Genomic DNA, 13300 nt, shown 5'->3' on the forward strand with positions numbered 1-13300 from the left:
ATTTATCCCCTTTCAGCCGCTGGGCGGAGACTTTCAAACACTTTGGCAAGCATTTGATCATAGGTTCTGAAAAAAAGATTCCATTGAATGGTGTTCATTCGGGGTTTGCAATACATCGTTACCAGCATATTTCGTTTTTCATTTTGAATTTCACAGATGACATCAAACAGCTCCTCCAGCGCCACCCTGCCTCCACTGACATAATCAGCCTCATAGAATAGCGGACGAATGGCGACATGTTGTGATTTCATACCTGTTCTAACCAGATCCTGGATATGGTGACCAGGCTGTTCGTCTGCTGTATGTAAAGCTTGTTTCGCTATAACAAACAACTCATTAAAATCCTGTACCTCTTGCACATCCAGCGAAATGGAACTGATATGGTTCATTCGATAAATCAGTGTATAGACCGTAAGTTGTGGCTGATTGCCAATCTCCGTCAACAGATATGCGAACAAAGACCACAACCATTCCACAGGCGTGCAACCTGCAATTCTGGATAAGTCTCTGATTTCATTAAAGCGATCCTTCTCGATCCTGAATTCATATCGATGGTCTTGAAGGACCTGTCCTGTATTCTGCATGTAATCCAACGGAACAGGATAGGCTTCCAGTTCCATGCCTTCCTGATCTGCGATGAATTTCGCAAGTCTGGAGATCGTAGGATAGGCAAACATATTGGTTAACGTAATTTGAGCTGGATATAATTTTTCAAGTTGATTATAGATCTGAGCAAGAAGCAGCGAATCACTCCCCAAGTCAAAAAAGTTAATCGTGGTGGTGACTCCCGCATCGGCTCCCAGCACCACATGAAATACGTCCAGAATGGTTGCCTCCAGCTGTTCTATTGGTGTAATTTGCCGTTGATTCATTGGACACCTCACCTCCGTATAGGATCTACTCCATATAACTTGTTAATGTCTGATTGATCATGCTGGTAACCCGATGCATACTGCCTTCGAATAAATAAAAATGCCCCCCTTTGTATATCCGGGCGGCACTTCCTTGTTCCGTATAACCTCTCCAATGTTCTGCACAATCCAGAATGTAGCCCTCATCCTCTGCTCCGTTCAGTATCGTGATATCACATTGCAGTTTATAAGGCTTCTCTTCGTAAGTATACGTCTCATTCATCTCCAAATCCTTACGTAATATGGGGATGAACATATCCATAAGTTGCTGGTTCTCAAAGAACTCATCCGGGGTACCGCCCATTTCCTTAATGCGGTCTATGAACTGTCCTTCGGGCAAATGGTAATAGACCTGGTCTTTTTTATAATCCGGTGTCTCTCGCCCCGAGAAAAACATGTGTATGGGTTTCCTGAACTGCTCTTCATGCATTTTGTTATACAGTTCATAGATAATCAGACTTCCGAGACTATGTCCAAATAGAGCATATGGCTCCTCATCTGGCAAATCGCGAGATATATAATCAAATACATCATCTACACTTTGCTGAATACTCTCATAGAGCGGCTTAGAGAATTTCAATCCACGTCCTGCAAGTTCAACAGGGTTCAGCACAATGGACTCGGATAACCCCTTTTTCCATTTGTTATATATTGATGCTGACCCTCCTGCATAAGGGACACAATATAATCGCATCTTGGCCATATAATCTCCTCTCCACTTACACGACTTCTCCCCATCTGATTGCTGTAGCGCAATAATACGTTCCAGCCCCAGCCCCAACCAACACGACACGGTCACCCGTTTTCAGTGCCCCTTGATTCACAGCCTCGGTCACCGCAATTGGCAAGCAAGCATTAGAGGTATACCCGTATTTTTCCATCGTCATATAGGCCTTTTCTTGTGGGATACCCAAGGCAACGGCCAGTTCTCTAATCAGATTACTGTTTGTTTGTGGGAAAATAAACAAATCTACTTCCCCCATATTCCATTTTACTTTGCGCAAAAGACGGTTCACGAGCCGCGGAATACCTCTGACCAATTGTTCATATAAATATCGACCATTGGACGTATAGACGGAAGCAGATCCATCAGAAATGTGTCCATAATGAACAGGCAGTGTTCCATAACTGATATCTTCCATATTCTCGTGATGCATAATTCCGTTCAGAAAAACGCTGTGATAGGAATCATTCTCATCTAATTCCTGTAAGACAAATGCCCCTGCTCCGTCTCCTACACTGGAACACGCTGCTCGATCCTGCCAATCAGTTACTTTCGAGTAGGTATCTGCGCCGATGACTAGAATATTGCTTATATCTTCTTCAGCCTGGAACGTATAATACGCATTCAATAATCCATAGCTGAACCCGGCACAACCCGCGCGGAGATCCAGACAAATGGCTTGGTCCGCTCCGAGCTTTTCCTTCACGAGAGCCGACGGATGAGGTATTAAACGATCCGGTGTGAACGTCGCCATAATGATCATATCAATATCCTCGACATCAATCGAAGCCTGTTCTATAGCTTGTCTCGCAGCTTCCAATGCCAAATCGCTGGTGTACTCATGCTCATGCGAAATTCTTCGTTCACGGATTCCGAGATTATGGTAAATCCAGTCCGCATTTGCGTTAATGTTCATAGCCTCCAGCCCCTGATTCGTTAACACGGATTCCGGCACATACATGCCAATACCCCGAATGGTCATTTTTCTCATGCATCACGTCTTCCTTTCCTGAATCTAAGGTGAGTAGCCCTCTCTGAAAACTATAAAAAATTTTTGAAGACAACAAAAAAACAGTTCAGCAGCTTACTCGCGCTGTACTGTCTCAGGAATACCTTTTTCAACAAAATGTAGTCAGGACCACTCCTAACTACACAGCTTCGCCCTGTTGATACACGTTGTGTATTTCAGAGTTTATGCATATGACTCCTTTGGTTGCATAATGTGCCTAAGCTTCATTCTGCTCCTCCGGTTTTGGTTGTCGTATGTGACCATAGCATATCTGAGTACATTATCATTTTTCTTGTTTTGCATATAAAATTTCAACACCCAAATCAACTAATCTGGGTTTATCATTACCTGTTAGGTGAAGCCATATCTTTGCTCTGCGCGTATGTCTGTCAATCTTCTTAATGATGCCTTCGTGTCCCATCAACGGGCCATCTAACACCACAACTTTGGTATTTTCCATATATACGGTTGAATAATCGATAATATCTTCCGGATTGATGAGGTTTAGCAATGTGGTCATTTCATGATCCGGGATTGGCGTGCAGTTTGCGTTAGTTCCCAGCATTTTAATGATATGAGGAATAGAACAGATTAAGTGGTAAGTTTCGGCGGTCATGTTGACTTGAATTAATACATAGCCAGGAAAGACCTTTTTGGTGCAGGCTTCAAAAATACCTGATTTCTTCTCCGGAACTTTTCTCTTGGGGACTAAAACTCGAATGGAGGTTCCTAGATACATATGTAGGTATTTCCTAATGACTTCTTCGCTTCCTGTGTGTACAAACAATGCGTACCAGTTCATGGCATCATCCTCTGATTAACAAATTAGCCAAGCGGAAATATACATATACATAAGAAAGAACAAAGACCCCAATTTTCAATTTGTGTAATAAAATGTATTTTATTTGTTGTAAGTATCTTAACTCATGACTTTTGGAACGTCAATGCTATTAATTCAATTTTATGTAAAATAACCTTACAATTCACATAAAACACTCACATTTTGTCTGATATCCAACTCCGGGACGTTACTCGTCTCCATTGTAACCAAAAAATCACTTACAGCATCAAGCATCTGTAAGTGATTATTATTCCATCCTTATACTATTCAAACAGGTCCAAACGAAGACGTTTCAAACTTGTATGTTTGATGTACCACTGGCCGTCGATTTTGACAAAAGTTTCGTGGTAATGCCCAAATCCGTGGAATGATTTGTTCTCATTGCCCTCCGGGAACGTGACCCAATCTTCCATTGGGGAGATGACCTTTGCTTCGTTCTCAGATACAAATTCAACTTCGGCGCTATGAACATGGTGCACGGTTACGGCAACATCCACCAGATCACGGAATACTTGTACGATCGTATCACGGCCTGTTAATACCGGAATTGGATTGCCTTCTGTGCTGAAATCGGCCACTGCATCCGGAGCAAACACATCACCCAAGGTATCCCACTGCTTCGTATCAATATAGCGGCAATAACGCGCCTTGGTGTTCCTAATGTTTTCAAGCGCGAGCAATTGTTCCAGTCCTGTGATCGTTGATTGGCTCATGTGTTGTCCCTCCAGAGATGTAAAATGTGATGTAATATTAGGATCATGTATGTATGCATACTATACCTTCCTTATTGTACCATTCGCCTTCTATTAGGTACAACGATACAAAAAAATCTTTCCTTACCTCTCGCGAAGTTGGGGAAAGATCTGGATATACCTATGTGCCAGACGAGTTAACAGCGTCCATCGAAACTTCACTTCTAGTGCAAGTTACAGGGAATGTGCACCCTTCATCTGGGAAGCCAGTTCTGACATTTTTTTATTGTTCAAAAAACTTTCCATCTCTTCTTCCGCCTGCACCATCACCTGCTGGATCAAACAGCCTGCGTTATGATTCTGGGAACATTCGAACAGGGACGCCTGACCTTCAATCGCATGAATGATCTCCAGGAAAGAAGGATCCGGATTTTTACGACTAAGCCGGTAGCCACCATTGGCGCCAGAAGTCGATTCGATCATGCCCGCCTTAACCAATTTGGTCAAAATTTTGGACAGATATGTTGGTGATACCTTCTGCAATTCTGCAAGTTGGTGTACACTAACAAGCTGCTCAGGGGCAGTACTTACAAGATGAAGCATCGTATGCAAAGCATAATTTGTCGCTTTTGAATATTTCATGAGGGCACCTCATTATACACGGATTTAATTTATCCATAATAGACTTGATTGAGCTCTGTGTCAAACCACTATACCTCAAGCGCTGGCAACATCGAAAGGATACGGGTTAATTGTGATACAATCCGCGGTAATCCGTAGGTGTCATCCCCTCATGGGCCATGAACTGGCGGTTAAAATAACTGGCATTGGGATACCCCGCTTCCTCCGCGATTTGTCCAATGTTGGCCGTAGGCCGTTCGAGTAACCATTGCTTCGCCATCTGTAGTCGTGAACGAGTGATAAATTCCATGGGCGTCATCTCCACAGCGCTCTTGAACATTTTGCAAAAGTAATACGAACTCACACCTGCAAGATCCGCCCAGTCCTGCAACAGGAAAGGTTGACAGGCCTCCTGCTGCATCTGTGGAAGAAGTGCAAGAACCCGATTCTCCGCCTTACTTGTGGTACGTGTGCTCTTTAAAGGTACTGCATGCTGCACGAACTCGGCAAGTACGGCATAGGTCAGTGTGGATAGCTGAGCTGGACGCAGCATGGTGTTCTGTTCCGCTTCAGTGAGCAAGGCCAGATGAGCCTCTTCCCAAGAGTTGCGTTGCCGCAGTGTCCACAATAGATTGCGATGTAACCCCCGCTCGATCATATAATCATGCAGACGTTCACCGTAAAAATGAACCCATCGTACATCCCATGGATCATCTTCACTACTATAATAATGCTGCCGCTGCTGCGGGAAATAGAGAAACGCCTGACCTGCGCGAAGCTCATGTACCACCCCGTCCACTTCCACATATCCCTTGCCCGAAGCCACGTAGTGAATATTAAAGTTGTTCAGTGCGCCGGCCTCACGCAACACGGCATGCTGGACGTGGTCCATATAATGTCCAACGGACTCGGGATAACAAAAATATGGAATATCCTGCAGGGTAAGCAATACGGTTTGTCTCATCATAGCCGGTTCTCCTTGATCAACAATATTGTGTTAACTAACTTCAATATATTATCATTTTAATTCATTGATCTATTCTTTATAATCACAATATACATTCATAAACGGGAGGATACAACACATGAATTCAGTTCGAAAATTGCGTTGGGGCATTCTTGGTAGCGCTAGCATTGCTGTGGAATCCGTCATTCCAGGCCTGCAGCAATCCGAGTTAAATGAAGTAACCGCGATTGCCAGTCGAGACGAAGATAAAGCCAAACAGACGGCCGAACAACTTGGGATCGACAAGGCTTATGGCAGTTATGAAGCTTTGCTCGCTGATGATTCCATTGATGCCGTATATATCCCACTGCCGAATCATCTGCATCGGGAATGGACGATCCGGGCTGCTGAAGCAGGCAAACATATTTTGTGCGAAAAACCACTGGCTCTGACAGAACAGGAAGCTCAGGAGATGGTTCAAGCTTGTGCAGATGCAGGTGTGCATCTGGCTGAAGCATTCATGTACCGCCATCATCCAAGATATGAGCAGATCCGAGATATCATTGCCAGCGGTGAGATTGGTGAGATTCGTGGTATGCACAGCACATTTTCATTTAATAACTCCAATGCATCCGGCAATGTCCGCTTTCGGCGGGATTGGGGCGGAGGTGCACTGTATGATATCGGATGTTATTCCATCAGTGTAGCACGTCTGCTGCTTGGTCAAGAACCAAGTGCAGCCACTGTTATTGGCATGTTCTCCCCACAGCATGATCAAGTCGATATGATGGCTTCCGGACTGCTGGAATTCGATAATCACGTTGGCGTGACGTTTGACAGCAGCATGTGGGCAGCCTTCCGCAACACGCTGGAAGTATTGGGATCCGACGGTATTATTGAAGTCCCTTCGGCATTTATCAGCGGACAGGACCGCAGTTCCAACTTCTATGTAACGGCTGGTGGTGAACGCAGAGAGATTGAAGTCCCGCAAGTGAACCACTACTCTCTACAGGGAGATGATATGGCACGTGCTGTACTTCAGGGCAAGGATCTGCGCTTCGCCCCTTCCGATGCGGTAGCTAATATGAAAGTACTGGAAGCTTGCCTTCGTTCAGCGGAAGAACGTACACGAATTACACTATAATTGAGAGGATGAACTGACTTATGGAATATATCGAAATTGCTGGTACAGGTAAACGTGTCTCCAGATTGATTAAAGGAACCGATTATTTCGTGCATAATGCCTACGATAAAGCAGCTACGAACATGGATGCTTTTCTGTCGATTGGCGGTAACACTGTAGATACAGCACATATTTATTGTGGTGGACAGAGTGAAGAAGTCCTTGGTCGTTACATGAAGGAACGTGGTAACCGCGACCAGATCGTCATTCTCACCAAAGGCGCGCATCATGACCAGAATGGGCCACGTGTGAACGCTGATGCCATCCGCAGTGACTTGATGGAAAGTCTGGAGCGTCTTCAGACAGATCACGTAGAGATGTATGCCTTGCACCGCGATGATCCCAATACCCCTGTCAGTGTTATTCTTGAAGCACTGAACGAACATATTGAATCCGGAAAAATCGGCGCAATTGGCGCATCCAACTGGACCTGGCAGCGGCTCGAGGAAGCCAATGCATACGCTGAGGCAAATGGCCTGAAGGGCTTCACATTCAGCAGTCCAAATCTCAGTCTCGCCAAAGCAAACGAACCGTTCTGGGAAGGCTGTGTGTCAGCAGATGCAGAGACGCTGGCATGGCATGAGCAAACCAAACTACCATTGCTATCCTGGTCCTCCCAAGCACGTGGTTTCTTCACTGGAAGATTCACACCTGAAGTTCGGGATAACGAAGATCTGGTGCGTGTATTCTACAGTGATGACAACTGGGAACGGTTGCATCGGGCTGAACAATTGGCTAATTCCAAGAAAACAACACCAATCCAGATTGCACTTGCTTATGTATTGAATCAGACGTTCCCAACCTGTGCGCTGATCGGAGCCCAGAATCAGGCAGAACTGCTCTCCTGTGACGAAGGATCACGCATCACGCTGACTCCTGCTGAAATCGCATGGTTGGATCTGGGCAGTGATGTACCGGCTGGCACCTAAAGAAAATTAATCATTCCATCAACAAATACAGAAGGACTTACCCCAGAGCACATCTCTGAAGGTAAGTCCTTTATATCATAGATTAGGCCATATAGAATGTTAGAAATTGCACTGTCATTCGGTTGGATTACAGTTTAACGATCTGACCTGTTTTCTCGGATTCGAATGCTGCCAAGATCACTTGCAGGGAACGCAAGCCCTCTTCCCCTGAAATCGCTGGAGGTGTCTGAGTGACAATCGACTCTACAAATGCGTCAATTACACCACTCGGCACTTGTTTCTCGTTGGTAGCCATGGCACCAACTTTGTACGTCTCAACTGTACCATTGGTCAGCTCAACGATAACTTCATCGCCTTCCACTGTTCCGATCTTCATAACGCCATTCTCACACCACAGCACTGTACTGTTGTCTCCAGCTCTGTATTGTGTCCAGCTCGCTACGAGCGTTCCGATCGCTCCGCTCTTCATACGCAGCAAGCAAGTTGCGTTATCGTCAACTTTAGTGCCTTCCTTGTGCAGTGTGCTGATGAAACCAGCCACTTCAGATACTTCATCATTCAGCAGATAACGGATGAAGTCGGATTTGTGCACGCCCAGATCGCCCATTGCGCCCATAATCGCTTCTTCTTTACGGAAGAACCAGCTTTCAGCTCCGTCCACACTCCATCCTTCCGGACCCGGGTGACCAAATGATGTACGGAAATTCAGGACTTTACCGAGTTTGCCGGATTCGAGAATTTCTTTTGCTTTTACGTGAGGAGGCATCAAACGCTGGTTGTGTCCAACCATCAAATACACGCCATTTTTCTTGGCAGCTTCGATCATTTGCTCGCCTTCTTCAGTGGATACTGCCATTGGTTTCTCAACCAATACATGCTTGCCTGCATTTGCAGCAGCAATCGCCATTGGCGCATGCAGATAGTTTGGTGTACACACACTAACGGCATCCACCGTTTCGTTTGCAAGCAATTCTTCGTAACTGGAATACGCTTTACCGCCGTAAGTCTCGGCCATCTTCTCCGCACGCTCCACAACCGGATCGGCAAAAGCGACAAGTTCTACGTTCTCATTGGCAGCGTACTCTGGAATATGTCTGCGCTCGGCAATGGCTCCACAGCCGAATACAGCAACTTTAATTTTACTCATGTACATAAGTCTCCTTTGACAAATAGATTAGCATTTTTCATGGTTCGATGGTCCATTAGAATTGATTCAAGTAGTTTTCTTTCAACCAGTTGTAGCTATTGGATACGCTCTCAAGCGGAGGATTCTGACATACGTCTTGTTCCACGATCAGCCATTCCACGCCTGCATTCGTAGCGCCTTCAATAACAGCTGGCAGGTCAACCGAACCTTGTCCCAATTCCAGTGTTTTCATCTGGCCCTGTTCGTCTTTGCTGAAGTCCTTCAGATGAAGCAGCGGCAAGCGACCCGCATATTTATTAATATACTCGATCGGATTTTGTCCCGCAAATTGTACCCAACATACGTCCATTTCCACTTTTACCGCTTCCGGTGATGTTTGAGCGAACATGGCATCAAAGGCATTGGCATCGCCAACCTGGCCATGGAATTCAAAGTCATGGTTATGGTATCCGAAGATCAATCCTTGTTTCGCTGCTTCAGCTCCATATTGTTGTAACTCAGCGAATAGCTTGGTCCAACCTTCTGCATTCTCAGGACGATCTTCTGGCATCAGGTAAGGGCAAATGATATATTGTGCACCAATTGTTTTTAGGTAATCGATTTGTTTTTGCAAGTCTTCGCGCATTGCATGTAGTGAAACGTGGCTGCTGAATCCTTTCAGTCCAAGTTCATCTAGTAGCGCTTTCATTTCCTCAGCTGGAATATCGCCATATCCGGCAAACTCCACACCTTCATATCCAAGGGCCGCTACCTTACGCAACGTACCACGAAAATCTGCTGCAGTTTCATCACGGAGTGTAAACAATTGCAAACCAATATTAAGTTTTTTCATGTAGGATACACCTCTGTTCTCAAATTTGCTTTCATTGCTCTATCTGGTATCATCCTAACGCAAAACAGGCTAGAATGAACATATACAATATAGTCAGAACATGAACTATCTGATCAAATTTTATTTCCATCATTTTGCATCAATTGAATGTAGCCCATTTGAATGCATGCAGGATGTACATATTGGGGGATTTTATCTTTGGATACGTTAGAGACATCTGTACTGATCTGTGACTACTCATACCACTATAAAGCGTTCACTCATAATATGAAGGGCGAGCTGCAAACCTATCTGTTCCGTCTGCAGACCGAAGGCTCGTGCAAAGTGTATGTACAGGATGAGGAATTCAGGATGACGAGCGGGGACTTGCTGCTCTTAAAGCCTGGTGACGACTACCATCTCGTTGTCGATGAACCACATAAGGAAGGACGTTTGTCCAGCGGAGATTATTATCTGTTCTGCGAGGGCAGCTGGATCGAGAACTGGTGGAAACGGCAGCATCGATCTACCGTGAGCCGAATTGGACTGGATGACAAACTCATCAGCCTGTGGAGAAATATGTTACTTGAGAAACGTCGCGGGCCTCTTGAGGAAAATGCGGAGCTAAAGGATGCGTTACTACGCGGATTATGTCTGTATATCGACCGGGCAATTAAAGAGAATATACAGACCGATCGGGCAGTTTCCTCTGCGCTGAAGTTAAAACGTTTCATTGAGGAGCATGCCACTGTTACGTTCAAGCTTGATGAAGCGGCTCGTTATGCGGGCCTCAGCCTGTCACGTGCAGTCCGTTTATTTAAGGAGCACTACAATCAGACCATGATTCAATATGCGATTGAGATCCGTCTGAATGCGGCATTGGAACGAATGAAATACAGTGAAATGACACTGGAGCATATTGCCGAATCCTGCGGTTTTGCAAGTTACTCCTATTTCCACCGGGTATTCCGGGCGCACTTCGGTGTGTCTCCGGCGGAATATCTCAAATCCAAGCAGCATGAGCCTATCGATGATCTGGAGCATGTATGATGTTCAGTATCAGAAACCCATGACCTTAAAGAGGTTCATGGGTTATTTTGATACATTGAACTGTGATCAACTCTCAGTACGACTGGAAGTCAGAACGTTTTTTATAAGAATGAAGTTCACTTCAATATTTTTTCATGTGACTCCCACAGAACAAGACTGTACAATTATAGAGACAGTTTTTTTACAAATTCATACATATCCATTAAATCCATATCTATCATACTGGAGCGATACATATGCTAACCCACCAGCGCAAAGTCCTCATCATTGAGGATGAATCAGATATTTCGCGCATTCTGCGAGATTATTTAACCAAAAATCAATATGAAACCGCCGTGGCAGCCACTGGACAAGATGGACTTCAGATTATGGAGCTTATTCAACCAGACTATATCATTCTGGACATTATGCTTCCGGACATGGACGGGATCGAGGTCTGTCGAGAGATCAGAAGGCGCAACAATATCCCCATCCTCATTCTAAGTGCCAGAGGCAGTGATACCGATAAGGTACTTGGTCTTGGCTTTGGAGCAGACGACTATATGACCAAGCCCTTCTCGCTGAGCGAATTGTTAGCACGAATTAATGCCCACTTCAGGCGTTATGACAGTATGACATCCGTTGGAGACAGAACAGATCTGTTGCATCTTGGAAACCTGGTGATTGATAAAAAAGCCTATAAAGTTACATTAAACGGATCGGAAGTTTCTATGTCTGCCAAGGAATTCGAATTACTTCATTACTTGGCAAGCCATAAGAATCAGGTATTCTCCAAAGCCCAGTTGCTCGACGCCATCTGGGGATATGCAACCTACGGTGATGAAAATACCGTAACCGTATACATTCGCAGACTGCGTGAAAAAATTGAGGCAGATGCCTCGCATCCGACCGTTCTGAAGACGGTATGGGGTGTCGGTTACAAATTCAATTACGAATAAGTGAGATTGGAGGCACACACATGTCATTGAACAGCTGGTTCAAACGCTGGTTGTTAACAACACTTGGGCTTCTCATTATTATCGTTTTAAGTATCCTCGCGCTGTCGATGATGCTGTTACAAGATCGAAATTCTGAACAATCCAATCTGTCCCTGAATCAGGTTCGACTCAAGGTCAATCCGATCTTACTCGCTTTGGAGCAAAATTATCAGCATCTTAATGAACAAAATATTCGTGAAGACATACGTTCCACCGCAAGAGAGACCGGGGTTCTGCTTACCTATCTAAACTTGGATGGAAAAGTCATTCTGTCCTCCGACCCCACCTCTGAAGGAAAGCAAGTTAATCTGCGTACAGCTCTCCATTATGATCTGCATCATGCCACGCAGGCCGTGGACGGTAACGATTTGCTTGATATTGCTTTTCCCGTGATGGATGGACCCGTGGGAAGTCAGATCGGCAATGCCATCTTTTCAATCCCCCAAGCCATGGTTACGGTTCAGCAATCGATGACCTTTCCGGTTATATTGATTAGCGCACTCCTGCTCCTGTCACTGATTCTGAGCTTATTTCTATTCTGGATGAAACGAAAACTAGACAAACACCTGCTCTCTCCCATCCATCAATTGAAGCAACATGCGGAATCCATGCTTAAAGGCAATTATGAAGAAAAAATCCAGTACAACCGGAACGATGAATTGCTCGAAGTATATACCATGTTTGATCTCATGCGCACGGAGATTAAACATATGAGCGAGCAGCGTATTCAGCAGGAACAAGCACAAAAAGAACTCATCACCAATATATCTCATGACATTAAAACACCAATTACCACGATAAAAGCATACATAGAAGCTATTGAGGAAGGACTATGCAACGATCAGGAGACGCTAATGGAATACATGGGAGTCATGCGAACCCATACGGATAAAACGGCCCGCCTTGTGGAGGACCTGCTGGTTCATGCACTTCAGGAACTGGGGCAAATTTCGGTGGAAACCCGTGAAATATACAGTGGGCCTATACTAGAGACGTTGTTGAAACCTATTGAACATGTTGTCCTAACAAAGGGGCTTAGCTATAAAGGACCCAACTACATCCCCAATGTGTTAATCGCTATCGACCCCACTCGAATTGAACAGGTGATCTCCAATCTTGCCGCCAATGCCCTTAAGCATACAGCTCCAGGAGACACGATACGTATAGATATGGAACTGGAATCCGGACACTTGAAAGTGACGATTGTCGACTCGGGTCAGGGAATACGTGTACAGGACATGCCGTTTGTTTTCCAGCGTTACTTCAGAGGACAGGCAAGTCATGCAGAACAACGTGTTCAGGAAGGTACAGGGCTGGGCCTTTCTATCTGCCAAAGCATTATTGAAGCACATGGCGGCCATATTTCCTTTACTAGTAAAGAAGGACAAGGTACAACCTTCCGGTTCTATCTGCCGATCTGCTGAGCCCACACTCAACAGCTGTAATACTTTATTCATAA

The 13300-nt window shown here is 45.0% G+C and carries 14 protein-coding genes; 5 read left to right on the top strand and 9 right to left on the bottom strand.

Annotated elements, in window-relative coordinates; translation table 11 throughout:
• Positions 1-2: 2 nt before the first annotated feature.
• The 7 genes from MHI48_RS26610 to MHI48_RS26640 all read right to left on the bottom strand — a co-directional run bounded on the left by MHI48_RS26610 (position 3) and on the right by MHI48_RS26640 (position 5765).
• A complete protein-coding gene (locus MHI48_RS26610; protein ID WP_036668121.1) occupies positions 3-872 on the bottom strand; it encodes an acyl carrier protein in 870 nt (289 codons plus the stop codon).
• A 25-nt stretch (positions 873-897) separates the two neighbouring features.
• The gene (locus MHI48_RS26615) at positions 898-1614 is read right to left on the bottom strand and encodes a thioesterase II family protein (RefSeq protein WP_051449553.1); all 717 of its coding nucleotides are present in this window, start codon (positions 1612-1614) and stop codon (positions 898-900) included.
• Positions 1615-1630: 16 nt separating this feature from the next.
• Entirely contained in the window at positions 1631-2626 is a 996-nt protein-coding gene (locus MHI48_RS26620; protein ID WP_036668122.1) for a 3-oxoacyl-ACP synthase III family protein, read from the bottom strand.
• Between the two features lie 301 nt (positions 2627-2927).
• Positions 2928-3446: an antiterminator LoaP gene (gene loaP / locus MHI48_RS26625; protein WP_076328848.1), complete on the bottom strand. Its 519-nt coding sequence runs from the start codon at positions 3444-3446 to the stop codon at positions 2928-2930.
• A 302-nt stretch (positions 3447-3748) separates the two neighbouring features.
• Positions 3749-4198 carry a nuclear transport factor 2 family protein gene (locus tag MHI48_RS26630; protein ID WP_074096526.1) on the bottom strand — a complete coding sequence of 150 codons (450 nt, stop codon included), beginning with the start codon at positions 4196-4198 and terminating at the stop codon, positions 3749-3751.
• Between the two features lie 213 nt (positions 4199-4411).
• Positions 4412-4819, bottom strand: a complete 408-nt coding sequence (locus MHI48_RS26635) for an Rrf2 family transcriptional regulator (RefSeq protein WP_017692155.1) — start codon at positions 4817-4819, stop codon at positions 4412-4414.
• Positions 4820-4925: 106 nt separating this feature from the next.
• Positions 4926-5765 carry an AraC family transcriptional regulator gene (locus MHI48_RS26640; protein ID WP_076328847.1) on the bottom strand — a complete coding sequence of 280 codons (840 nt, stop codon included), beginning with the start codon at positions 5763-5765 and terminating at the stop codon, positions 4926-4928.
• 118 nt (positions 5766-5883) lie between these two features.
• On the opposite strand from MHI48_RS26640, the gene MHI48_RS26645 reads away from it, so the two are divergent.
• Together MHI48_RS26645 and MHI48_RS26650 are read left to right on the top strand one after the other, a co-directional pair.
• Complete coding sequence (locus MHI48_RS26645) at positions 5884-6888, top strand: Gfo/Idh/MocA family protein (protein WP_076328846.1); 1005 nt, start codon at positions 5884-5886, stop codon at positions 6886-6888.
• A 20-nt stretch (positions 6889-6908) separates the two neighbouring features.
• Positions 6909-7856, top strand: a complete 948-nt coding sequence (locus MHI48_RS26650; protein WP_076328845.1) for an aldo/keto reductase — start codon at positions 6909-6911, stop codon at positions 7854-7856.
• Between the two features lie 127 nt (positions 7857-7983).
• Here the strand turns inward: MHI48_RS26650 and MHI48_RS26655 are convergent, their stop codons facing one another.
• Both MHI48_RS26655 and MHI48_RS26660 read right to left on the bottom strand, forming a co-directional pair.
• A complete protein-coding gene (locus MHI48_RS26655; RefSeq protein WP_036668128.1) occupies positions 7984-9003 on the bottom strand; it encodes a Gfo/Idh/MocA family protein in 1020 nt (339 codons plus the stop codon).
• Positions 9004-9058: 55 nt separating this feature from the next.
• Positions 9059-9835: a sugar phosphate isomerase/epimerase gene (locus MHI48_RS26660; RefSeq protein ID WP_036606781.1), complete on the bottom strand. Its 777-nt coding sequence runs from the start codon at positions 9833-9835 to the stop codon at positions 9059-9061.
• A gap of 198 nt (positions 9836-10033) precedes the next feature.
• Between MHI48_RS26660 and MHI48_RS26665 the strand changes: the two genes are divergently transcribed.
• From MHI48_RS26665 to MHI48_RS26675, 3 genes are all read left to right on the top strand, one after another.
• Complete coding sequence (locus tag MHI48_RS26665; protein WP_036668130.1) at positions 10034-10864, top strand: AraC family transcriptional regulator; 831 nt, start codon at positions 10034-10036, stop codon at positions 10862-10864.
• Between the two features lie 236 nt (positions 10865-11100).
• A complete protein-coding gene (locus MHI48_RS26670) occupies positions 11101-11802 on the top strand; it encodes a response regulator transcription factor (protein WP_076328844.1) in 702 nt (233 codons plus the stop codon).
• 20 nt (positions 11803-11822) lie between these two features.
• Complete coding sequence (locus tag MHI48_RS26675) at positions 11823-13265, top strand: HAMP domain-containing sensor histidine kinase (RefSeq protein WP_076328843.1); 1443 nt, start codon at positions 11823-11825, stop codon at positions 13263-13265.
• Positions 13266-13300: the final 35 nt, after the last annotated feature.

This window comes from Paenibacillus sp. FSL H7-0942, from assembly GCF_045040715.1.
GTDB lineage: Bacteria > Bacillota > Bacilli > Paenibacillales > Paenibacillaceae > Paenibacillus > Paenibacillus amylolyticus.